This is a genomic window from Streptomyces sp. NPDC048331 (genome assembly GCF_043201215.1).
Classification (GTDB): Bacteria; Actinomycetota; Actinomycetes; order Streptomycetales; family Streptomycetaceae; genus Streptomyces.
Genome location: NZ_JBICYT010000009.1, coordinates 137,161 through 158,254, shown reverse-complemented (window position 1 = coordinate 158,254; position 21,094 = coordinate 137,161). Strand labels below are relative to the sequence as shown.

At 70.1% G+C, this 21,094-nt stretch carries 20 protein-coding genes; 12 read left to right on the top strand and 8 right to left on the bottom strand.

The window, feature by feature from the left end:
* Positions 1-68 precede the first annotated feature (68 nt).
* The 5 genes from ACGFYY_RS16085 to ACGFYY_RS16065 all read right to left on the bottom strand — a co-directional run bounded on the left by ACGFYY_RS16085 (position 69) and on the right by ACGFYY_RS16065 (position 3,247).
* The gene (locus tag ACGFYY_RS16085; RefSeq protein WP_393709826.1) at positions 69-320 is read right to left on the bottom strand and encodes a hypothetical protein; all 252 of its coding nucleotides are present in this window, start codon (positions 318-320) and stop codon (positions 69-71) included.
* A 160-nt stretch (positions 321-480) separates the two neighbouring features.
* Positions 481-1,077, bottom strand: a complete 597-nt coding sequence (locus ACGFYY_RS16080; RefSeq protein WP_393709824.1) for an SMI1/KNR4 family protein — start codon at positions 1,075-1,077, stop codon at positions 481-483.
* 274 nt (positions 1,078-1,351) lie between these two features.
* A complete protein-coding gene (locus tag ACGFYY_RS16075) occupies positions 1,352-1,798 on the bottom strand; it encodes a DUF732 domain-containing protein (RefSeq protein WP_393709822.1) in 447 nt (148 codons plus the stop codon).
* Positions 1,799-1,938: 140 nt separating this feature from the next.
* Positions 1,939-2,430, bottom strand: a complete 492-nt coding sequence (locus tag ACGFYY_RS16070; protein WP_393709820.1) for a hypothetical protein — start codon at positions 2,428-2,430, stop codon at positions 1,939-1,941.
* 151 nt (positions 2,431-2,581) lie between these two features.
* Positions 2,582-3,247, bottom strand: a complete 666-nt coding sequence (locus ACGFYY_RS16065) for a hypothetical protein (RefSeq protein ID WP_393709818.1) — start codon at positions 3,245-3,247, stop codon at positions 2,582-2,584.
* A gap of 404 nt (positions 3,248-3,651) precedes the next feature.
* On the opposite strand from ACGFYY_RS16065, the gene ACGFYY_RS16060 reads away from it, so the two are divergent.
* Positions 3,652-4,464 carry a PIG-L family deacetylase gene (locus ACGFYY_RS16060; RefSeq protein ID WP_393709815.1) on the top strand — a complete coding sequence of 271 codons (813 nt, stop codon included), beginning with the start codon at positions 3,652-3,654 and terminating at the stop codon, positions 4,462-4,464.
* A gap of 72 nt (positions 4,465-4,536) precedes the next feature.
* On the opposite strand, the gene ACGFYY_RS16055 is transcribed toward ACGFYY_RS16060, so the two are convergent.
* Positions 4,537-4,935 (bottom strand): VOC family protein, encoded by a 399-nt coding sequence (locus ACGFYY_RS16055; protein WP_393709813.1) that lies wholly within the window; start codon positions 4,933-4,935, stop codon positions 4,537-4,539.
* Between the two features lie 93 nt (positions 4,936-5,028).
* Here ACGFYY_RS16055 and ACGFYY_RS16050 point away from each other — a divergent pair, with 93 nt between their 5' ends.
* Complete coding sequence (locus ACGFYY_RS16050) at positions 5,029-6,024, top strand: helix-turn-helix transcriptional regulator (RefSeq protein WP_393709811.1); 996 nt, start codon at positions 5,029-5,031, stop codon at positions 6,022-6,024.
* A 301-nt stretch (positions 6,025-6,325) separates the two neighbouring features.
* On the top strand, positions 6,326-7,132 hold the full coding sequence (locus ACGFYY_RS16045) for a methyltransferase domain-containing protein (protein WP_393709967.1): 807 nt from the start codon (positions 6,326-6,328) through the stop codon (positions 7,130-7,132).
* 122 nt (positions 7,133-7,254) lie between these two features.
* On the opposite strand, the gene ACGFYY_RS16040 is transcribed toward ACGFYY_RS16045, so the two are convergent.
* Positions 7,255-7,443, bottom strand: a complete 189-nt coding sequence (locus tag ACGFYY_RS16040; protein ID WP_030390221.1) for a DUF4236 domain-containing protein — start codon at positions 7,441-7,443, stop codon at positions 7,255-7,257.
* 278 nt (positions 7,444-7,721) lie between these two features.
* On the opposite strand from ACGFYY_RS16040, the gene ACGFYY_RS16035 reads away from it, so the two are divergent.
* From ACGFYY_RS16035 to ACGFYY_RS16025, 3 genes are all read left to right on the top strand, one after another.
* Entirely contained in the window at positions 7,722-8,177 is a 456-nt protein-coding gene (locus ACGFYY_RS16035; protein ID WP_393709809.1) for a hypothetical protein, read from the top strand.
* Between the two features lie 975 nt (positions 8,178-9,152).
* On the top strand, positions 9,153-13,454 hold the full coding sequence (locus ACGFYY_RS16030) for a hypothetical protein (protein WP_393709807.1): 4,302 nt from the start codon (positions 9,153-9,155) through the stop codon (positions 13,452-13,454).
* A 279-nt stretch (positions 13,455-13,733) separates the two neighbouring features.
* Positions 13,734-15,323 (top strand): alpha/beta hydrolase, encoded by a 1,590-nt coding sequence (locus tag ACGFYY_RS16025; protein ID WP_393709805.1) that lies wholly within the window; start codon positions 13,734-13,736, stop codon positions 15,321-15,323.
* Positions 15,324-15,463: 140 nt separating this feature from the next.
* On the opposite strand, the gene ACGFYY_RS16020 is transcribed toward ACGFYY_RS16025, so the two are convergent.
* A complete protein-coding gene (locus tag ACGFYY_RS16020) occupies positions 15,464-15,910 on the bottom strand; it encodes an anthrone oxygenase family protein (protein ID WP_393709803.1) in 447 nt (148 codons plus the stop codon).
* A 90-nt stretch (positions 15,911-16,000) separates the two neighbouring features.
* On the opposite strand from ACGFYY_RS16020, the gene ACGFYY_RS16015 reads away from it, so the two are divergent.
* The 6 genes from ACGFYY_RS16015 (at position 16,001) to ACGFYY_RS15990 (ending at position 20,908) form a co-directional block, all read left to right on the top strand.
* Positions 16,001-16,579 (top strand): TetR/AcrR family transcriptional regulator, encoded by a 579-nt coding sequence (locus tag ACGFYY_RS16015; protein WP_393709801.1) that lies wholly within the window; start codon positions 16,001-16,003, stop codon positions 16,577-16,579.
* A gap of 282 nt (positions 16,580-16,861) precedes the next feature.
* Positions 16,862-18,055, top strand: coding sequence for a cytochrome P450 (locus ACGFYY_RS16010; RefSeq protein WP_393709799.1), 1,194 nt, complete (start codon positions 16,862-16,864; stop codon positions 18,053-18,055).
* Positions 18,052-18,297 (top strand): ferredoxin, encoded by a 246-nt coding sequence (locus ACGFYY_RS16005; RefSeq protein ID WP_365271367.1) that lies wholly within the window; start codon positions 18,052-18,054, stop codon positions 18,295-18,297. Before ACGFYY_RS16010 ends, ACGFYY_RS16005 begins: the two co-directional genes overlap by 4 nt.
* Before the next feature lie 179 nt (positions 18,298-18,476).
* Positions 18,477-19,706, top strand: coding sequence for a hypothetical protein (locus ACGFYY_RS16000; protein WP_393709797.1), 1,230 nt, complete (start codon positions 18,477-18,479; stop codon positions 19,704-19,706).
* A gap of 203 nt (positions 19,707-19,909) precedes the next feature.
* On the top strand, positions 19,910-20,497 hold the full coding sequence (locus ACGFYY_RS15995) for an Imm21 family immunity protein (RefSeq protein ID WP_393709795.1): 588 nt from the start codon (positions 19,910-19,912) through the stop codon (positions 20,495-20,497).
* A 159-nt stretch (positions 20,498-20,656) separates the two neighbouring features.
* Complete coding sequence (locus ACGFYY_RS15990) at positions 20,657-20,908, top strand: hypothetical protein (RefSeq protein WP_393709793.1); 252 nt, start codon at positions 20,657-20,659, stop codon at positions 20,906-20,908.
* The last annotated feature ends 186 nt before the right edge of the window (positions 20,909-21,094 follow it).

Sequence of the window (21,094 nt, the reverse complement as noted above, 5' to 3'; positions counted from 1 at the left end):
AACAGTCACAACGTGGTTCGACCGGCTCAACGAGATCACGCGCTCGGCCCGGCAAGGACGGCGCCGCCCTAGCGCATCCGGCGTCTCTCCTTACCGGTGGCCTTCGGCGCCTGGCCCCACATCCACGCGGCCCCTGCGAGGGTGACCAGCACGCCCAGCACGACCATGCAGGCGGTCCAGCCCACCGACTCCAGGACCTCGACGATCAGCCCCGCCAGCCCATATTCGCCGGGGTTCTCCCCCGGGGCCGATGACTCAACGGCCGCCGGCAGGCCGGATACCGCACCGTGCACCACCTGACCATCTGTCAGTACGGTCATCACAGTCTCCCCTTTCCACCTCCCGAGGGGCCCGTCCGGCAGACCGCCTCACAGCCTGCCGGCACTCCCCTGCGTGTGATCACTCCGCTCTGAGGCGTTGACGCCCCATCGGTCGCTCGGCCCGGTCGGCGCGCTGCCGGAGCGCGCGAAGGGGTCTGCCTCAGCACGGCTCGAAGCTCGGCCGGACCGGGCCGATCTCTCCTGCGGCAACCAATTCGTCCAAGTCCTCGGGCTCCAGGAACTCCAGGGCTTCCGGTTCGATGCCGTGGTACCGCTCGACATCGAGCAGCCGCCGCACGAACGCGACGGCGAAGCCTGAGAACGGGCCGTCGAAGGTCTGGCAGCCCTCCTCGTGAGCCATCGTGACGATCTTCCATCGGTCCGGATCCGGGTCGCAGGGCAGGAAGAAGTGCTCGTCGCCGCTGTAGTCGTATCCCCATGAGATCAACCCACCAGGCTCGGGGTGGAAGGGGTACGGGGTGTGCTCGGAGTCGCCACGGCTCAGGTCCCTGTCTCGGCGCTCGGCGAAGACCCCGTGGGTCTTGCGCATGCGCTCCAGCAGCGGGCTTGCTCCACGTGGGTGGAAGACGACGAGTTCGCCGGAGATGACCCCGCTGCCGTAGGCGTTGAGGAACTCCTTGAAGTCACTGGGGAGAGCGGACCCGACGTGTTGCTCGACCTCGGTCCAGTCATCCGGGCGGGACTGCCGGTGGGCCGGCTCGCCCAGCAAGTTCCGCAACTCATCCAACGAGGACACGCACCGCTCCCAAGCCCCAGCCACTCAACCTTCGATGGCACGACCCTAGTGGCCCTCGGCCTTCGGTCAAGTTTCTGATGGTTCCGCACGCCGGAGCCGCGGGACTTCATGGCGTGGCAGTTCGGGCAGAGGGCGGCCATCCGCTCGGGGTGGGTGCGGCCGCGCGTCGGCCCGTCCAAGGCTTCGACGCCCCCGATGCCGTCGGTGCCGGCATCGGGGCCCCGTCCCGGGCGGCCTGTCCGCGCCGACCCGCACCATGGTGACTGTGGCTCCGTCAGTACGTGGGGCAGAGGTTGGTCTGTACGGCGGCGAGGATGAAGGCGGCCTTGGTGGGGCCGAAGCCGTCCGGGTGGTCGGGGCTGATGAAGCGACGGTTCGTGGACTCGACGCGCTTGGTCGGGTCCTTCTCGTCCTTCATGGACTGGCACTGACTCAGCCCGCGGCTGACGGCCTTGTCGTCGTCGCCGTTGACGATCTCAGGGTCGATCGTGTTGAGCGCGGCGAGGTAGATGGCGCGCTGATCGGGGGCGGGGCTGGGCGGGATGCCTGCGGCTGCGGCTGTGGAGCTGGGCGCTTCGGGGGCGATGCTCGACTGCGATGCGGACGGTGAGGCGGCAACCTTGTCGTCGGGCTTGGGCTCGCTGGTGACGGCCTCGGAGCAGCCGGTGAGGGCGAGGAGGCCGGCGGCGGCGAGGAGGATGACAGTATGGTGTGTGCGCATCGCGTCATGGTGTCGGCTCCGGGCCCGGTGTGGGTGGGCTGTGGCAGATCTGTGACGCGCGGCAGCCACGCACGTCGGCGGGGCTACGGTGTCCGGGTAGTCGTGGTTTTCCCGCTGGGCACTCTTCAGCCTTCCTGGCCCTACTCCTCGATGACGAAGTAGATGGCCCGGTGCTCATCCACCTTCTCCAACAGGCCACTGTCCGCCAGTCGTCGGTAGACCTCCCGGATGTACTTCTCGGAGGGGTGGTAACCGGCGTCTCGCAGGGTCTGCATTCCGCGACTGGGGTCCCAGGTTCCGCCGAGCGCGCGTACGGACTTCTCCAGGGACTCCCGCTGGGTGTTCTCAGCCTTCTGCACCTTGGCCATGTGGTTGCGGATGCTGTCGGGAGCGCCCTTGTAGTCGCAGTGGTCGCACTTCTTCCAGGCGCCCGCTTCGACGGCTGCGTCGGTGACGGGGTTGTCGGGGCCGTAGCCCTTGCCCCTGAGGAGGTCGGCGACCGAGCCGTTGTGGTGGACGGCGAGATAGGCGGCTTCGGCGATCTTGTCATGGCCGGCGGCAAAGGTGCGTCCGTAGCCGATGGTGGTCTGGCAGCCGCAGTAGCAGCGGTTGGTGGGCGCAGTCTCTGTCATACCGTCAGATTAGCCACCGGCCACTGGCAAGGCTTGGAAACCCTTGGACCGGTGGGATGTTCGAAGATGGGGGGCGCTCCGTGCCCCCGGCTCGGCGCTCCCTGTCGGCCTCTGAGGAGGGTCGGATCGACCAGCGGCGACAACGGGCCGCTCAGCTTGCCGATGTCCACCGGCCCGACGGAGACTCGCCATGCGGTTGCGGTACCTCCGCCGTGAGGTTCCACGGCTTGTGGCCGTCGACATGGCAATCGACCCACAGGCGGAGGTCGGCGTCGCGCCACCTCCTCGCCCAGTGCTCCGCCCCCAAGCCGTAGTACTGGGGAGGCCTGGTCGGTTCCAAGGCCAGCCGGCACTCCTCACCCGGCGGTAGCGAGATCGGCGCCACGCTCCGACCGACCTCGTCAGCGCCGTTCGCGGAGTACTGGAATCGGTAGGGGCCGAAAATCGTGTCGGCGCGTTCCTCCGCGGTCGGACCAGCGCCCAGGACCGGGTCATGGCTGCGGTCCCGATCGTCGCGCACGCGCAGCTCGAGGGAGGTCAGCCTGCCGAGCGCCGAGGGCCCGCCGTACCGGATCAGCAGCTCCACGTAGCTGCGTTCCTCGGTCACCCGGAAATCGACCTTGGGTGTCAGTTCGCGGTGCCAACGGTCACGCTCGATCTGCGCCACCGACTCGGCGGTCCGGAACGCGAGGTCAGCGGTCCGGTTCGCCGTCTGCGAGTTGCGGTCCGCCGACTTCGCGGCCTTCATGGCAGCGAAAGCGGCCCACCCGCTGAATCCGGCGGCTACGGCCGCGATTCCGCCCTCGATGATGTCCATAGCGTCATTCAACAGGCGCTCGGCCGACGCCAAGGGCAGGTTGGCGATGAGGAACCGGCGATGAGGAACCGGCGATGAGGAACCCTCCGAGCGGCCGTCAGCCGGCGCGTGTCCGGGCGGTGGATTCCGACGCGTGGAGCCCCTCGTCCGTGGTGGCCTCGTCGGGGAGGTCCAGGGCGTCCCCTCGGTGCTTCCGGTCGGCCGCGACAGCGCGAGCAAGCCATCCAACCGCTGTTCGTACGTACCCCGCGCGCAGTGCCTGATGGCATGGGCTCCGACACTCCTCATCGACCATACGCCCGCCGATTTCCAGGCCTACACGGACGCCGGCCACGCGCAGGAAGATGTTCCACCGGCCGCGCGTCTCCACCACAACCTCAACCTTCAGGAAGGCACCACCTACCGTGTCACCAAGCCGTTCTTCCTCACTGCCGTCTCTTCTCGGTGTCTTCGGACACCCGGACGACGAATCCCTCCTGGCCGGCGGCGTGCTCGCGCAGCACGCGGCAGCAGGCGCGGCGACCGCGGTGGTCACCGCCACCTGGGCCCCCGACAGCCACCGGGCCGACGAACTCGCCGACGCCCTGGCCATCCTGGGGACGGGGAAGCCACGGATGCTCGGCTTCGCCGATGCTCGAGTCCCCGACTCCGCGCCCGGCCGGCCGCGGCTGTGCGACGCCCCGCTGGACGAGGTGGTGGAGGGAATCGTCGAGCACATCCGTGCTGCGAGGCCGCACGTCGTCATCACCCACGACGCCTACGGGCAGCTGACCGGTCACCCTGATCATGTCCGCACGCACCAGGCCACCGTCATCGCCTTCCATGCCGCCGGCCTCGAACACCGCTATCCGCGGGCAGGCGCACCCTGGCAGCCCGCTGCTCTGTACGCGGCCACGCACCCCCACGCGGGGATGGGCGAGCTCGGCGCGCTCCTCACGACGGTGGGGAAGAAGGTGCTGAGCGTGCCGGACGAGCACGTCACCGCGGTGGTCGACGTGACCGCCTGGTCGGAGCGGAAGATGGCCGCGATCTTGGCCCACCGCACTGAGGTGGCACGGCAGCGGTCCCTTCCCGGAATCCTGTCCCGCCTGTCGGCTCCTGCGCGGGAGTCGATCATCGCGACAGAGTTCTACACCCGTCTCGATGCCGCACCGGGACTCGGCGTGCAACGACAGCTCACCGTGTCTTCGTCAACTGGTGTCGTAAGGCTGCCATAGGCCGGTTCGCCGGCAGGTGGGACCGGGAGCCCTGGGATCTCAGGGCTCACCCGTGAGGGGCTGTGCGTGACATCAGCGGGCGAACTTTTCGATGGCCTCCGGGGTGACGGGCGTGAAGAAGTTGACGAGGTTGCCGTCGGGGTCGCGGAACAGCAGAGACCGGTTTCCCCAGGGCATCGTGGTGGGCTCGCTGACGAAGTCGGTGACGAGGCCGGTCAGATTCCGGTGAACGCGGTCCACGTCGTCGACGAGGAACTCGGTGATCACGCTGTGGTTGTCCGCCGGCCGGGCAGAGCCCGGGGCGAACAGCGGGACGGTGCGGGTGCCGGCGATCGCGAGGGTGGCGCCCGAGGTCCGGAGTTCGGCGAATTCCTCGGTGGCCCACGTCGCCCTCGCCCCTGTGGCTCGCTCGTAGAAGTCGACGAGGCGTGCGACGTCGCCGGTGATGATGCGGATCGAGACGAAGTGCATGGGAATCTCCTTGGCTGTGCTGGAGGCGTACTCGTCGCAGGCTAGGAGAAATAGTGGACAGAATCGGTCCTCTATTCGAGCTAGGCTGCCATCATGCCCAGACCGACCGGCCGTGTGCTGACACTCCTGGAGCTGCTGCAGTCGGGCGGCACCCGGACGGTGGCGGAACTCGCCGACCGGCTCGGCGTCGAAGGGCGCACCGTGCGCCGATATGTGGACCAGCTGATCGACCTCGACGTGCCCGTGGAATCGGTGCGCGGCCGCTACGGCGGGTACCGGTTGGCTCCCGGGTACCGCTTGCCTCCGCTCATGCTCAGCGACGACGAGGCGCTGGCCGTGCTTCTCGGCCTGGTCGCGGGCCGCCGAGCGGGGTTGACGACGACGGGGCGCACGGCGAGCGAGACGGCGTCGGCGAAGATCCGGCGGGTGCTGCCCCAGCACCTCGCCCGTCGGCTCGACACGCTCCTGGAAGCTCTCGCGTTCACGGATCAGCCCGGCGAGTTCGACACCCCGGACGCTGGGGTCCTCCTCACGATCGCCGATGCGGTGCGCCACCACCGACCGGTCTCGATCCGTTACACCGACCGTGACGGACGGCGCAGCGAACGCACGCTGCACGCGTACGGGATCGTCGCCCATGCGGGCCGGTGGTACGTCACGGGCAACGACGCCCGGATCGGCGAGGACCGAACCTTCCGGCTCGATCGCATCGCGGACCCGCGGACCCTGCCCGGCTCGTTCGAAGCGCCCGTGGGTCCCGATCCGGCACAGCGGGTGTTGTCAGGATTCGCCACGGCCGAATACCGGCATGAGGTGACCTTGCGCGTCCACGGGACGGTCGAGCAGATCCGCGCCCGCCTTCCGGCCGGCGTCGCGAGCCTGGACGAACACGAATCCGCGGCAGGCGAGGACCGCGCGACCGAGCGCTGGCTGCGCGTCGAGCTGCGGGCGGAGCGGCTCGACTGGTTGCCCCCGGTACTCGCCTCGCTCGACCGGCCGTTCGTCATCGAGCGTCCCGATGAACTCCGGGACCTCGTCATCGCGCTCGCCGATCGCCTCACGTCCTACGCCGCCGAGCCTGAGCACTAGGGTCTGTTGCGAAGGTGGATCTTGTTCGTTGTTGATCACCTGTTGTGGGGCGTGGAGATCCGACGAACGGCCCGTGGGCCCGGCTCGAGCCGTTGCTGCCGCAGGGCATCGAGCCGGGCCGTCCGCAGGTGTGGACGCGGCGGCAGTTGACAGACGGCTCGTGCCGGCGATGTCCAGGAATTCGGAGGCGCCGCTGCACGCCCGTCTCATACCATCGGCCCGCCCGAACCCGTCGAGTATCACCAAGGACCTTGTGACCCCCTCAGATCTCCTCGCCAAAGCCGCCTCCCTCGCGGCCGGCATGGCCGCCGCCGACCACAGCCCCGACGTCCAGCTGTCCCAGACTCGCCACCGCGCCGCGCTCGTGGCGAGCTGGCACATCGCACCAGGCTCAACCGTCCTCGAAGTGGGCTGCGGCCAAGGCGACATGACCGCCGTCCTCGCGGAGGCGGTGGGCCCCGAAGGGCGCGTAGTGGCCGTCGACGTGGCGCCTCCCTCTTACGGGGCGCCGGTCACGATCGGAGAATCGGCGGCCCGGCTCGCGGCGGGCCCCCTCGGGCCACGCATCGACTTCCGCTTCGGCACCGACGTCCTCGACCCGTCGGTCGACTTTCCCGGAAGCACCTTCGACCACGTGGTGCTCGCGCATTGCTCCTGGTACTTCGCATCGCTCGGGCAACTGCGAGACACGCTGGCCCGGGTACGACCCTGGGCGCGGCGCCTCTGGTTCACGGAGTGGGACCTCACGCCTGCCTCCGACGACCAGGTGGCGCACCTGCTCGCCGTGCTGGTCCAGGGACAGATCGAGGCCGCGGGATCGCACGGCCAGGGCAACGTCCGCACACCGTTCTCCCGTGAGGGCCTGCTGAGGCTCCTGCCGGAGACCGGCTGGACGGCCGACGGCAGCGAGCCGGTCGACACCCAGGAACTTCAGGACGGCGACTGGGAGATCGCCGCTTGCCTCGACCTGCTGGGAAGGAAGGAGCGTCTGGCCGCGCTGCCCGAACCGGTGCGGCAGCTCGTCCTGAGCCAGGCCGACGTCATCCGGGCCATTGCCAAGCCGCGCGACAACCGAGCGCTCGCCGCGTATTCGGTCACCGCGCGCTGACGTACGACCGAGCGGGCGGCCCGGTCGCCGGTTCGCGAGGGCCGCGGCGAGGGCGGCACCCGCCCCTCGACGGTTCTCCGCGCAAGAGCCCCGTCGTGCCCGGGCCCTGCGGACGGACCTCCTCAGCTGCGGCGGGTCTTGCGCCAGCCGAAGGGACCGGGAAGGTTCATGGACGTGGTGCGGGATCCGTTGCTGCTCCGGGTGCGGCGGGGTCCGTGCTTGCCACCGGTGGTGATCGACCACGACTTGCGGTTGATGTTGAGCCGGACGCCGGGCAGGATCCTGAAGCTCTTACGGAAAGTCAGGGGCATGACCGTTCCTCCCTCGTGAACGCAGCGGCGGCCCGAACTGCTTGTATGTCGGACCGGTTGCCGTACGTGTGTCCCCTGCCGCCCACTCCATGCGCCGTCAGGCCGACAGGCCGACACCCAAGGTCGTGCTCCGACATGCGCCTCGGGGCCCACGGTCGTCCGGTGCAGCGCTCGGGCCACCCCACCTGCTGCTCCATCGGGTGGGGCGTGAAGATGAGCCTCCTGCTCGGCGAGCCGGCTCGCCGAGCGACCGGCTGCGGGGGTCGACTCCGGTCCCGGTGACCAGTGACGTTTCAGCGCTGGAACGCGCGGGGGCTTCCGGGGTCGTCCTCGAGGACCACGAAGGCTGCGCCCCGCGCCGCGGGCGACCCTCGCGGGCCGTGGTCTCGGCGGAACTCGCCGCCGCCTCGGTGGCGGCCGGGATCGCCGCGGGCCCGGTCCAGCCGGCCGAGGAGGGCGGGACGGCCGACTGCATCGCGGACTGGACCGGCGGCGGCCCCGCCGACGCGGCCTGGCTGGCCGCCCTGGAGACCGCGTCGGAGGAAAGCGGCCGGCAGGTCAGGGCCCGCGGCCGGGGCCCCGTCCCGGCGGTGGCCCTGAGCAGCGGCTCCTGGCGGCTGGAGCTGCACAACGGCGGCCTCCTGAACCGCGCCACCCTGGTCGCCCGGCGCTCCACGGGACCCTGCGACGAGGCCTTCCGCCGCGCGGAGGAAACCCGGGGGCCGCGAGGCTGACCCGTGCGGCAGGGGTAGCCGATGCTCTCCGCTCGCCGCCCTCACCTCACGCGTCGGAAGCGAGGACCGGGTGTGCGGCCGGCGGAGGCGGGGCGGATCGTCGGCGTGCGTCGGGCCGCGGCGAACCGGCGCTGCCGGCACGACGACCCTCCTGACCGGAGGGGCGGCACTGAGGCGAGCCCGGAGTTCGACCCGATTCGCGCGAGCACAAGGGCCTCAGGGGTCGTCAGACCCGGGCGCGCGTCCACCCCTCCGGCATGGCTTCCCGCTCGGCACGTCCGGGCGTGCCCTTCACGGCGGGCTCACGGCCCCGAGCCGAGGGCGCGTGGATCCGCGGCCCCCGCGACGCAGCCGTCGGGCAACTCCTCGGAGAGCGCGACCTCCTCGGCTTCGTATCCGCCGGCCGCCGCGGCCTACACGGTCACGTCACCTCTTCGGGCCCGGCCTCCCCCGTCTCCCACCGCGGCCTCGTCTCGGGCTGCCCTTCCCCGAGCAGGAACCCCGCGGCGCACGGCATCCGCCGTGATCCAGAACAATCCGGCCGTCGCCACGCGCCACGCTCCTGGTCGCCGGATGGTCCCACCGGCCCGGCCCGGCCGCCGGCCGCCACCCCTCCCGCGCCCAGTACTCCGCAATCACGACTCCGCAATCACGCCCCCCATGCCGGGCGTTGGCACCACCCCCGCGTCGGCGGGAGCACGTGCCGTGGTTCTCGGACGGGAGCCGCGGCACGCCGGTGTCCGCCGTCGCTACAGGCTGAGGCGTCCTCCGCGTCGCCGGCACGCCGATCGGGCCACCGGCGGCACGGGATTCCTGTCAGGGCCGGCCCCGGCGCCACGCCCGATCGGCCCGCCGGCTGCACCGTCCGCCTCATGCTTTCGAAGGAACGCCGGGGATGGCAACCCCCGGCGCACGGGTCCCTCCCAGAATGCTCGCGGTGACAACGACAGACCTCGATATTCCGGAGGCATAGTCATGACCCAGGCACCTGAATCGCTCACGATCCGCGTCCTGATCCAGCACGAGCCGACGGACCGACTGCTGTCGGAGGTCGCCGTCGAGGCGGTGTCGGGCGACCGGGTCGTTGCCGCGGCCCGGACCGACGGCGGGGGTTCCGCCGGCCTGGAAATCTGCGAAGACCTGTGGCGGGAGCCGCTCACCGTGCGGATCGACCACGGGGACCGGCGCAGCCAGGAGGTCCCGGTCACCAGAGAGGCACTGTTCGACGAGGAACCCATCAAGGTGGCCGTCTGTGGCGAGGACTACGTGGACCCGGGCCGGCTGGCCATACTGGCCGACCACCTGGTCGCCACGCGTCGGGTTCTCGCGGAGAACCTTGCCGATGACCTGACCTGCCCGCCCCCCGACAGCATGATCCGCCTCTTGACGCCCGGCGAGCGTGCCCGCCTGCTCGAGGACCTCAGTCGCGCGGACGGGGACGGGGACGGGGAGGCCGCCACACTCCTGGTGGATCCCGACGCTCTGCGTAACGGCACCGTCTCCTACCTCCAGCCGCCCGAGCTCGACACCCCATTCGACTTCGACACGATCGACCTGGACGATCCCACGTGGCCCAAGCCGATCTGGGGCCTCTACCCCTGGGGGTTGCCCGACGACCAGTCCTACCGCGACTACCTCCGCAGCGTGTTCGTGCTGTTCGCGCACCAGCAGAAGCTCGGGGCCTCAGCCGACGCCACGCAGTTCCCGACCGTCGTCGAGCAACAGCTGAAGCGCCGCTTCTTCCAGGACTTCGCCACCACCGACCGCACCGAGACCCCGCTCAACCAATTGCTCATCCCTCTCGTCACGGCGATCCTGACGGCACCGACCGGCAGTGGGTTCGGGTTCGGCGTACCGGCAGCGAACATCCCCGCGCAGGGCGGCCTGACCAGACGCGCCCACCTCGACGCCCTGCTCGCGCTGGCGCCGACCGCCCTCCCCGCCGAGTTCGCCAACCGCTACCGGCTCCCGCTGCACGAGCCCGACTCCGCGATCTCCTCGCCGGTGCTGCTCAACACCTACACGCTCTCGCGCATCCTCAGCGACACCGCGCAGGGCCCCGTCGAGCCGGCCGAGAACGTGATCGATCCCCAGCTTCCCGGCGCGACAGGCAAGCCGATCCTGTGGCCCGAGGTGGTCGGCTCGGCACCGTACTTCCTGCGCTTCGACGAGTGGCTGGGCCGGCAGAAGCCGTTCTTCCCCGAGAACCTCTTCGCCCTGCGCACCCAGGTCCACGGCATCGTCAGAGGCGTGTGGCTGAACGAGGACCGCAAGAAGTTCCTCAAGTTCCACGAGGAGATCGACTCCGGTCACAGCCTCAACGACTACAAGCCGTACTTCGACTCGATCGGCGAAGTGAAACGGTCGGCGGTCTTCCTGCGGAAGTACGGCGAGGCCGATGCCAAACTCACCGAACTCGTCCAGGCGATCGACCACAGCCAGTTCGCCACCGCGGCTCGCTTGGCCGACGAAGCCGAGTCGCTGCTCCTGGGCGCGACCCCGAACCCGGCCGGAAGCGAGAACTGGGAGCCGGACTTCACCGCCGGTAACTTCCCGCGCCCGGCCAGCTTCGCCCTCCGCCGGGCGGCGACGGTCACCAACATCGTCGAACTGACCGGTACCAGCACCACATACCTGCCGGACGGGTTCGAGCGGTTCTACGACCTGGCCCGTCCGATCGAGGTCTGGAACGACGTCGTTTCCTTCCGGATCGCCCGCGACCAGGCGACCCGGCTGTGCGTCTACCAGCAGAAGTTCCTGCTGCCGATGCTACGTGCGACGATCCGGTCCGGCCTTGGTGACATCCCCGGTGCCATCGACATCCTCTCCGGCGTGACCGGCTTCTACATCGGCATCGGCATGCTCGGCACACCCCCCGGCATGGTGAAGCACTGGCTTGCCGTCGATGCCAAGCGCGTGGTGGCCGGCCGGCAGCGATGGAACGACCCGCTGGGCGACCGCCCGTACACGGCTCGCCTGATGTTCGACGCCGAGCGCCGCCTCACCGGTCCGTTCACCCTCACGCCGCAGACCGTCTTCTCCGTCGACGCGACGACGCCCGTGACACCGATCCTGCACCCCCTGGAGGAGCGGTACGCCCGGCTCGCCCAGGCCGACGTTCTCCTCACCTGGGGCGAGATGCTGTACCGCAGCGACGACCCGGCGAGCTTGGAGCGGGCTCGTGAGCTCTACAAGGCGGTCCTCCTCCTGCACGGCAAAGACCCGGGAACGATGGCGTACCGGCCGAAGGACGTCCTGCCGCCCCCGCCCGTCGTCGTGCCGGTCGAGAACCCCCGCCGGCTCAACCAGCTCGACCGCGCACGCCTCGCCCTGCAGCAGCTGGACGCGGGGCTGAACTTCTACGGCTACGACGACGACACCGTGCCGACACTGCGCTACCAGACCCTTGTCGGCGCGGCGCAGCGCTGGGTGGCCGGAGCCAAGTCGGCCCAGAACGACTACCTCGCCTATCTCGGCCGGGTCGAGCAGCTCGACCTCGACCTGCTCGCCGCCAAGGCGCAGGAACGCAGGGCACAGGGAACCGTTGCGATCGCCACCGAGCAGGTCGAGATCGCGAAGGCGGGCGTGGTCGTCGCGCAGAAGCTGGTCACCGACGTCGAGAAGCTGATCCAGAAGAAGCAGGAGGAGATCGAGGACTCGAAGTCCATCTTCAACCAGTTCAAGGACTACTTCAGCGGCATGAAGTCCGGCGTCATGTCCATCGCCGACGTCGCCAAGGACGGCGCCTCGGCGTCGAAGGACCTGCAGGTGACCAGCGACGACGAACTCAAGGGCGTGGTCAAGACCGTTGGCAGCCAGGCGTGGGCCGGCAGTGGCACCGCCGGCGGCCTGGGCATCGTCGGCGCGTACGCCGCGTTCGCGGTGATCAGTACCACGACCCTTCAGGGCATGGCCGACGCCGCCACCAAGCGCGACGACGAACTGAAGGCGCTCACCCACGAGACGCTCCCCGCTGCCAAGGCCGCGGTCCAGGTGCAGCAGCGGCAACAGGCCATCGCCCAGTTCCAGGGCCAGATCGCCGCGAGCGAACTCGCCTACACCCGTGACCTGATCACCTACCAGAACGAGCGGTTCCTCAACCGCGACTTCTGGGACGCGCTGTCAGGTGTCGCCCGGCGCTCCCTGCACCGCTACCTCGACCTCGCCGGTCAGTCCGCATGGTTCGCCGAGCGGGCCCTCGCCTACGAGCTGGCCGCACCTCTGCGCGTGATCCGCCTGGGCTACTTCGATCCGCGCATGCGCGACCTGGGCGGCGTCGACCGGCTGGCCCTGGACCTCGCCGAGCTGGAGGCGGTACGCCTGGGCTCGGCCCGTCTCAGCCTGCCGCTCACCCGCACCCACTCCCTCGCCCGCGACCTGCCACTTGCATTCGGGCAGCTCAAGAAGACCGGCACCTGTACCTTCACCCTCACCGACGACGACCTGCTGGCAGGCCACCCAGGCACCTACGCGCACCGCATCCGCACCGTCGACGTCCTCGTGGACGTGCCGGGCACCACGGAGCGACCCCGCGGCATCCTCACCAACATGGGGTTCTCGCTGCTCCGCCGCTCCCCGTCGGCCCCGCGAGTCCCGCTGCTGCGCTTCGCCGACGCCTACCCGGTGAGCGACTTCCGCAGTCGGCGTGACCTGGAGCTGTTCGGCCTGCCCGGCGAACAGCTGCTCCCGTTCGAGGGCACCGCGTTCACGACCACCTGGACCTTGGTCCTGCCTCCGGGCACCAGCCCCGTCGGGCTCGACCGTGTCACCGACGTACTCCTCACCTTCGACATGCAAGCGGCGTACGACCCCGCCCCGGCCGACTCCGACACCCTCGCCGCGCCGTCCGCCACGACGGTGTCGCGCTCACTGTTCGTCTCGGCCCTGTCGGTCAACATCGCGGGGCTGGCGAGCCTGCGGACGGCGCCGCCGACCGCCAAGCTGTCCTTCGCGCTCAACAAGCTCCCGCTGCCTCCGACCGGCAAGATCACCAATCTGGCGGTGGTCCTTCCCGGCGTCACCGGCGGGAACTTCTCCGCCAAGCTCCGCTTCGGCACGGGAGCCTTCACGACGTTCCAGATCGCGGACGGCATCGCGATGTCCAACCTCGGTGTGCTCAGCGACGGCATCGCCGCCAACGCACAACCGCTGAACGGCGCCGCGGTCGGCTCGCCGGCCCGCGTGGTCGACCTGGAAATCACGAAGGGAAGCGACGCCGACAAGCTCGCCGCGGCGCGGGACGTGCTGCTGTGGGTCGAGTACGAGGTCACGGCATAGATCGGAAGGCAAGGCCTCGATGAACCACGGCGTGCTCTCGCAGAAGGCTGCGGGAGCACGCCGCGTCTCTCCGTCCTCCTTGTCCGCACCACGCGCCCCAAGGTGCGGGCCACGTACGAGAAGTGGCGTGCCGACAGGCAGCAACATATTGGCCAACTGTCCAAATATCGCGTGGTACGTGAGTTGTACAAGGAGTGGCCCTCAGGAGTGATTCGCCCTGCCCACCGATGCAACACGGTGGACGGCACGCACTCTCCGAATGAAGGGGGCACCGCACGGATGAAACGCCTCGCACCGCTGTTGGCCACCGCCGGACTCATCGCGACCACCCTGTCCCAGTTGTCCGTTCCCCAGGCTTCCGCTGACCAGCCTGCCCCCGGGTACATGAGCCAGAAGCCCGCCTGGCACCGCTGCAGCGCGGAGAGACCGGCGACCTACGAGTGCGCGACCCTCAAGGTTCCGCTCGACTACGAGCGCCCCCAGGGCCCCACGATCGACCTCGCGATATCCCGGGTGAAGAGCGGGAACCCGACCAAGCGGCACGGCGTCATGCTCATCAACCCGGGCGGACCCGGCACCAGCGGCCTGTACCGGCCGATGCGGCTGAGCACGGAGATGCCCGAGGACGTAAGGGACCGCTACGACCTCATCGGCTTCGACCCTCGGGGCGTCGGGGCGAGCAGCCCGATCACCTGTGGGCTGGACCCGACCGAGAAGGGCACCGGCGGGGCGTACCGGCCCGAGCGCTTCGCCTCGGACGTGGCGTGGGCGCGCGGCATCGCGGCCAAGTGCCGTGAGAAGGCCGGTGACGTGCTCCCGTACATCACCACGCGCAATACGGCCCGCGACATGGATGTGATCCGCGCCGTGCTGGGCGAGCGCAAGATCTCGTACCTGGGCTACTCCTACGGGACTTACCTGGGCACGGTGTATTCCCAGATGTTCCCCCAGCGGACGGACCGCTTCGTGCTGGACAGCGGCGTGGACCCGCACCGCATCTGGCGCGGCATGTACCAGGTGTGGGCGACCAGCGCCGGGCCGGCGTTCGAGCGGTGGACGCGCTGGGCGGCGGAGCGTTCGGCCGAATACGGCCTCGGCGCGACCCCCGAGGCGGTGTCCGACACCTTCTGGGCGCTGGTGGCGCGCGCCGACCGGGAACCGATCGACTACTTCGGGCAGAAGCTCACGGGTGACGACATCCGGGACCCCGCGGTGTTCTACTCCCCGGTCGAGGCCTCCACCATCACCCGGTCCCTCAAAGCCGCGGCCGAGCGAGCACCCCTGCCGGCGGACGCCGGGGTGCCGGACGTGAAGAGGCTGCTCGCCGGCGGCCGGGGGGCGACCGGACCGGCTCCCGACACGGCGGCCGCCCCCGCGCCGGGCGACGCGCCCGCCCCGGAAGGCGCCCCGGAAGACGTCCCCGCCGACAACGGCACCGCCGTCTACTGGTCCGTGGTGTGCGGGGATGCGGAGAACTGGCCGCGCGATCCCGAGCAGTACGCGCGGGACGCGGTTCAGGACAAGGTGAAGTACCCGCTGTACGGGGACTTCGCGTCGAACATCAAGCCTTGCGCCTTCTGGCAGCCGCCGTTGGAGGCCGCGACGCCCATCAGGCACCCGGCGAAGGTGCTGACCGTCCAGAACGAATGGGATCCGATGACCCCGCTCAGCAGTGGTCAAGGCCTGCACCGCGCGTTGAAGGGCTCGCGGATGGTGGTGGCGAAGGGCGGACAGGGTCACGGGGTGTACCTCATCGACGGCACGTCCTGCGCCGACGAGACCGTCGACACGTACCTCACCACGGGTCGGCTTCCCGCGAGGGACGTGACCTGTCGGACTCCGGCACGTGACCAGGAGCCGAAGGGGTAGCGGGCGCCCGGCCGAACCGCACGGCTCCCCGCGCCGTAGGGCGGGGAGCCGTGCCGTCTCTCGCCGTTCTCGTCGTTCTCGCCGTTCTCGCCGTTCTCGTCGACTCCCGCCCCCTGTGAGCTGCGGCGCCCGAAGCGGGCTCAGACGAGCGCGGTGACGAGCAGGGTGAAGGCGGCGACGATGACGGCGACGCGGACGTAGTGCCAGCGCTCCCAGCGGTTCAGCTGCTGCTTCCAGTCCTCGGGCCGGTTCTCCGGGGTCCACGCCCTGTTCCGGTTGTTGATCGGAACAAGGATCAGGACCGACATGACGACGCTGAGGATCAGCAGCGCGCCGGCGAGCACGACGAAGCCGACGCCGTCGTGCTGCCGGCCGGCGACAGCCCAGATACCGACCAGGACGAGCGAGCCGATGTACCAGACCGGCATCAGGGCGCCGAGCATCCGGCCCCCGTGGGCGTGACCGAGTTGGCCGCTGTCCTCCGGGAGCGCGTTGAGGATCCGGCTCGTGATGAAGGCGACGCAGAACTCCACCCCCACCATCAGACCGACGATCACGGTGGTGACGACCTCGATTGCGTCGAGCATGACGACCCCTCCAAAATCTAGCACCGCTAGCTGATGAGGCAACGCTATCTCTACTGTCGCTCGATTGTCTAGCGCTGCTAGGATCTGGTCATGTCGGTACAGGAACGCAAGCAACGGGAACGTGCGGAGCGCGAACGCCTCATCGTGGCGACGGCCCGCGAACTGGCCGAGCAGCAGGGCTGGGACGCGGTCACCACCCGCCGGCTCGCCGAGCGCATCGAATACAGCCAGCCCGTCCTCTACAGCCACTTCCGCGGCAAACGCGAGATCATCGGCGCCGTCGCCCTCCAGGGCGCCACCGAGTTGGCCGCAGCGGTGCGGGCCACGACCGTTGCCGTGGACGGCCCGCGCGAGCGGGTCGCCGCCCTCGCTCGCACCTACCTCGACTACGCCGCGCGCAATCCCGCGGTCTACGACGCCGTCTTCCAGCTCGACGGCGGCCTGGCCTACGCCCAGGAGGACACCCCGGAACCGCTCAAGGACGCCTTCTCCGCCCTGCTGGAGAGCCTCGCCGAGGTCGCCGGGGACGGCGTCCGGCCGGGACTGTTCACCGAGGTGTTCTGGGCGGCCCTGCACGGGCTGGCCACCCTGATCCGGGCGCGAAGGCTTCCGCCGGAGGACACCGAGCGGAGGGTCGAGCTGCTGGTGGACCGGCTCGCCGTGCTCTGACACACCGTCCGACGTCCGAGCCGGCGCGCGATCTCGGCACAGGGGAGGCCGTCGCCGAGTCCGGCCGAGACGGGCTGCCGTTGCCGCTGCCACTGCCACTGCCGCCGGCATTGCCTTCACTCGCATCCATTGCAATGCATCGTTGCATTCAACCGCAGATCATTGCATCAATTAGCCTTCATTGACCTGCGATTACACGACTTACTAGTTGACGACATAGTGAATGCAACGTAGCTTTCGAGAGACGTCAAACGCGTCATATCGCGAGATGAGGAGCGAGCGATGAACGAGTCCGTTCACACGGTCGAGGCGATGCCGACCGAGCGCCGGTCGGGCTGTCCGTTCGATCCGCCGGCAGGGCTGGTCGACGCCCAACGGCACGCACCCATCAGCCGCTTCACCCACGTCGGCGGGAAGCCCGGCTGGCTGATCACCGGGTACGACCTGGTCAGGTCGGTTCTGGCGGACCCGCGGTTCAGCTCACGCAAAGAACTGATGAACGTCGTCGACTTCGAGCTCCCGCCGGCCCCGCCCGGCGAGTTCCTCCTCATGGACGACCCGCAGCACAGCCGTTACCGCAAGCCGCTGGTGGGGAAGTTCACCGTACGGCGGATGCGCATGTTGACCGAGCGCATCGAGCGGATCACCGCCGACTGCCTCGACGCCATGGAGGAGGCCGGACCTTCGGCGGACCTGGTGACCGCGTTCGCCAAGCCGATCCCCACCATCGTGATCTGCGAGATCCTGGGCGTGCCCTACGAGGACCGGGCCTCCTTCCAGGAACAGATCGACGCCTTCATGGGTGGGGAGGTGAGCGACGAGGAACTGATCGCCGCCTACACCGCGACCCAGGAGTACCTCGCCCGGCTGGTCGCGGCCAAGCGCGCGCACCCCACCGACGACGTGCTGAGCGAACTCACCGACAGCGACCTCACCGACGAGGAACTGAAGGGGATCAGCCTCATCCTGCTCGCGGCCGGTTTCGACACCACCGCCAACATGCTCTCGCTCGGCACCTTCGCCCTCCTGCAGAACCCGGAGCAACTGGCCGCCCTGCGCGCCGACCCCTCGCTCACCGACGGCGCGGTGGAGGAACTGCTGCGGTACCTGAGCGTCGCCAAGACCTTCCACCGGACGGCGCTGGAGGACGTCGAGGTGGGCGGGCAGACCATCGAGGCCGGCACGACGGTCGTCCTGTCGTTCAACACCGCCAACCGCGACCCCGGCCGCTTCACCGACCCCGACACACTCGACCTGCGGCGGCCCTCCGACGGACACCTGGCGTTCAGCCACGGCATCCACCAATGCCTGGGCCAGCAGTTGGCCCGGACCGAGATGCGGGTGGCGTTCCGCGCTCTGATCGAACGCTTCCCCTCGCTGCGCCTGGACGTACCGGCCGCCGAGGTTCGCCTACGGCCGGAGAGCGCGGACATCTACGGGGTCAAGAGTCTGCCGGTCACCTGGGACGCGAAATGAGCACGGCCCGCCTGAGCGTCGACCGCGGGCGGTGCATCGGCGCCGGGATGTGCGCCATGACCGCCCCGGACGTCTTCGACCAGGACACCGAGGACGGCCTGGTGGTCCTGCTCCGGGCCGAGCCGGCCGCAGCCCGCCTCGCGGCCGCCCGTATGGCCACCGGCATGTGCCCCTCCGGGGCGATCTCCCTCAGCGAGCCGGAATCCGGAGGCTCTTCAGGGCACCGGCCCCCGTCCGGCTGAGCGCCACCAGGTGGCCGGCCGGCCCTGGTCGTTCGCGTACGCCTCCCGCCGCGCCGCCGTCCACGCCGATGCCCGGTCGTCGGGGCGCGTCGTTCCGAGCAAGCGACATTCGGAGGGCTTCGGCGGTCGGCGAGCCGTAGGGTTGGCGCGCCAAGACAGCCTGGTAGCAGGGGAGAAGCGTGCGGGCCGAGCAACATGTGGGGTGGGAGCGGGACTTCCCGGTCCGCTATCTCCTCGTGCGGGACGACATGAGCGGTGAGGAGGAGGATGAGGGCGTGCTGTGGGGGCGGTGCGCGGAGGTCGAAGGCCTGTTCATGGACGCGCCTCCGCTGCCGCGAGAGGTCCTGACGCTGCGCGGCTGCCCGCGCGAGAGCCCGCTGGTCCAGGCCGTGGCGGACAGCGCCGAGCCGGTGCGGCTGCTGGGGGACGGAATGCTCTCGATCGAGCCCGTGGATCCCTCGAACGACGGACCGGCCCGCTTCTGGGACCTGGAGGACACGACTGTCCTGGCCCAGTGGCCCACGCCGGGCGTTCCCGGGCGCGTGGACATCGTCGTGGGCACCGGCGTCAGGGAGGACGACTGCTGGGGCGGCAAGCGGCTGCCTTCGAGCCCGCGGTTCGGCCTATGGTTCCCCTCGATCCGCGGGGACAGCCCATCGGGCGGTTGCCGTTCCGTCGACGGCCTGTTCACCCCGCGCCCGCGGCGACCCACCCCGCCCGTGCACCTGATCGGCTGCGAACCCGCCGCACCGCTTCTGGCCCTGCTGTGCCGTCGTCCCCTTCCGCAGGAGGGCGCCCCGACCACGCTCCGGCCCCTCGACCGCCACGGCCGGACGATGACCAGGTACCGCCACGGCCGGACGATGACCAGGTACCGCCTCGACCTGCACACCGTCGAAGCACGCCCGTCCGTCCTCGGCGGAGCCCTGATCGACGTCACCATCACCGACCCCGGCGACAACCACCCCACCCTGGCCGCCCGCGCCGTCTGGGAGAGCTGGTCCGACGGCGTTCCCACGCGGCCCAACCGGTGGGCACGGTTCGACGCCGAGGGCCGGTCCGAGTGGCTGGACCTCACCAGCGTCGGCCCGTACGAGCCGGAGGGCCTGTCCGGCGGGACGTACCACCTGGACGGACAGCACGTCACCGACCGGACCGGCTTGCTCCTGGCCCTCGGCGAAGCCCTGCTCGGCCCCGGCGCCAACTACGGCGGATGTCTGGACTCGGTGGCGGACCACCTGTGCGGCGGTACCTCCGTCGTCCCCCCGTTCACCCTCGTCCGGCACCACGCCGACATCGCCCGCCACGCCCTCGCCGGACACGTCATGCACCACCTCGGCGGCCTGTCCTACTTCGAGGTGACCCTGAACCTCCTACGTGAGAAGGGCGTCACCGTCGTGCTCCGGTGAGGGAGGCGACGGACAAACCCGGGCCCCTCGAAGAGGGCGCCTGACCTGGAGGAGGCGCGGCGTGGGGCAACGGCCGACCGTGGCGGCGAGGCCGGCCAGGAGCCGGGAGGAGTGCGAGCTGCGGATCCGGTTCAGCGCGGTCCCCGGCTGCTCGCACTCGGCTCCCTCCGAGCGGTGTCGGTGGGAGGCGGCAGACTGAGCGCATGGATGTCTCTCGCGACGCGGATCGCTGTGACCCTGCTGGGCGGGTGTGGGTCCGGTCGATGGGCGGCCCCTTGATCGTCGCTCCGGAGTCCTCGGTGCACGCCTGGGGTGGATGCACGGAGGACGGTTCCGTTCTCGGTGATGCCGATGGCCGTGACGACTACGACCGCGCCTGCGAGGTGGAGGACCTGACCGGTGTGATCGCTGCGGGCGGGGGTGCCGGCACCGCGCTCGTCCTGGCCGATGAACCCGCGAAGACGTGCTTCGTGCCGGCGCAGCGGCTGTTCGTGCGGTGGCTGGCCGCGGACTCCGAGGCCGAGTTGTTCGCGGCAGCCGAGGCCGTCCTGGCCGATCCGGGCACCGTTTGGGAGGACGGTGGACTGTGGGTCACCGATGGCCCGGCGGTGTTGATGGACTCGGCCGAAGCGGGCGCCGATCTGGGAGTGGAGTATCCCGACGGGGGCCGGCCGGACCAGGCTCCCGTGCTACTGCCGGCAGGTCGGTGGCGGGTGCGTGCGGTCCATCGGACCGGCGAGTTCCCGTGGGTGGGTGTGGTGCGGCTCGTCGCCGAGGACGGCCGGACCTGACGGAACCGGCAGCACTCCGCGCCGCACCGTTCTGGGTGGCACGCGGCCGTCCGGCTGTCCGTGCCATCCCCGTTCGAGTGGTCACGTCTGCCAGGCCGAACACCCCGAGGTCCGGATCCGCACTCGCCCAATAAATCGAACACGTGTTTCACTTGCGGTGTGAGACCACCGTTCCACTTCCCCGAGGACCTGATCACGCTCCACAGGGCGTGGCAACAGACCTACGCCGAACTCGCGCAGGCCCCCGCCGGGTCCGGTACGACCGCGCTGCGGCGCCGGCTGATCACCCTCTCCGGAACCCTGTGCACCCATCCCCACTGGGCGACCCCCGCCGCCTGGCGGACCGGCGTCGTCGAGCTGCGGCTCGCCGCCCACATGTCCGAATCGGCAGAAAGGGAGGGTGCGGCATGAGCGCGCGGACCACCACCGAGCCCGGCCCGCGGGTCGCCACCCGGGCGCCCGGCCGGACCGGTCCCTGTGCCCGGTGCCGCACCTCCACGTGCCGCTACGGCGTGGGCGGCAGCCCCCTTTCTCTCGGGGTGGTCCAGCTGTGGTGTGACGTGGGGTGAGATGGGTTCGTTGAGCTCCTGGGACTCG

Bases quoted from the DNA above. Each gene is read 5' to 3' on its own strand.
- ACGFYY_RS16085 (WP_393709826.1), bottom strand. From the start codon at position 320: ATGACCGTACTGACAGATGGTCAGGTGGTGCACGGTGCGGTATCCGGC.
- ACGFYY_RS16075 (WP_393709822.1), bottom strand. From the start codon at position 1,798: ATGCGCACACACCATACTGTCATCCTCCTCGCCGCCGCCGGCCTCCTC.
- ACGFYY_RS16070 (WP_393709820.1), bottom strand. From the start codon at position 2,430: ATGACAGAGACTGCGCCCACCAACCGCTGCTACTGCGGCTGCCAGACC.
- ACGFYY_RS16065 (WP_393709818.1), bottom strand. From the start codon at position 3,247: ATGGACATCATCGAGGGCGGAATCGCGGCCGTAGCCGCCGGATTCAGC.
- ACGFYY_RS16055 (WP_393709813.1), bottom strand. From the start codon at position 4,935: ATGCACTTCGTCTCGATCCGCATCATCACCGGCGACGTCGCACGCCTC.
- ACGFYY_RS16050 (WP_393709811.1), top strand. From the start codon at position 5,029: ATGCCCAGACCGACCGGCCGTGTGCTGACACTCCTGGAGCTGCTGCAG.
- ACGFYY_RS16045 (WP_393709967.1), top strand. From the start codon at position 6,326: ATGGCCGCCGCCGACCACAGCCCCGACGTCCAGCTGTCCCAGACTCGC.
- ACGFYY_RS16040 (WP_030390221.1), bottom strand. From the start codon at position 7,443: ATGCCCCTGACTTTCCGTAAGAGCTTCAGGATCCTGCCCGGCGTCCGG.
- ACGFYY_RS16030 (WP_393709807.1), top strand. From the start codon at position 9,153: ATGACCCAGGCACCTGAATCGCTCACGATCCGCGTCCTGATCCAGCAC.
- ACGFYY_RS16025 (WP_393709805.1), top strand. From the start codon at position 13,734: ATGAAACGCCTCGCACCGCTGTTGGCCACCGCCGGACTCATCGCGACC.
- ACGFYY_RS16020 (WP_393709803.1), bottom strand. From the start codon at position 15,910: ATGCTCGACGCAATCGAGGTCGTCACCACCGTGATCGTCGGTCTGATG.
- ACGFYY_RS16015 (WP_393709801.1), top strand. From the start codon at position 16,001: ATGTCGGTACAGGAACGCAAGCAACGGGAACGTGCGGAGCGCGAACGC.
- ACGFYY_RS16010 (WP_393709799.1), top strand. From the start codon at position 16,862: ATGAACGAGTCCGTTCACACGGTCGAGGCGATGCCGACCGAGCGCCGG.
- ACGFYY_RS16005 (WP_365271367.1), top strand. From the start codon at position 18,052: ATGAGCACGGCCCGCCTGAGCGTCGACCGCGGGCGGTGCATCGGCGCC.
- ACGFYY_RS15995 (WP_393709795.1), top strand. From the start codon at position 19,910: ATGGATGTCTCTCGCGACGCGGATCGCTGTGACCCTGCTGGGCGGGTG.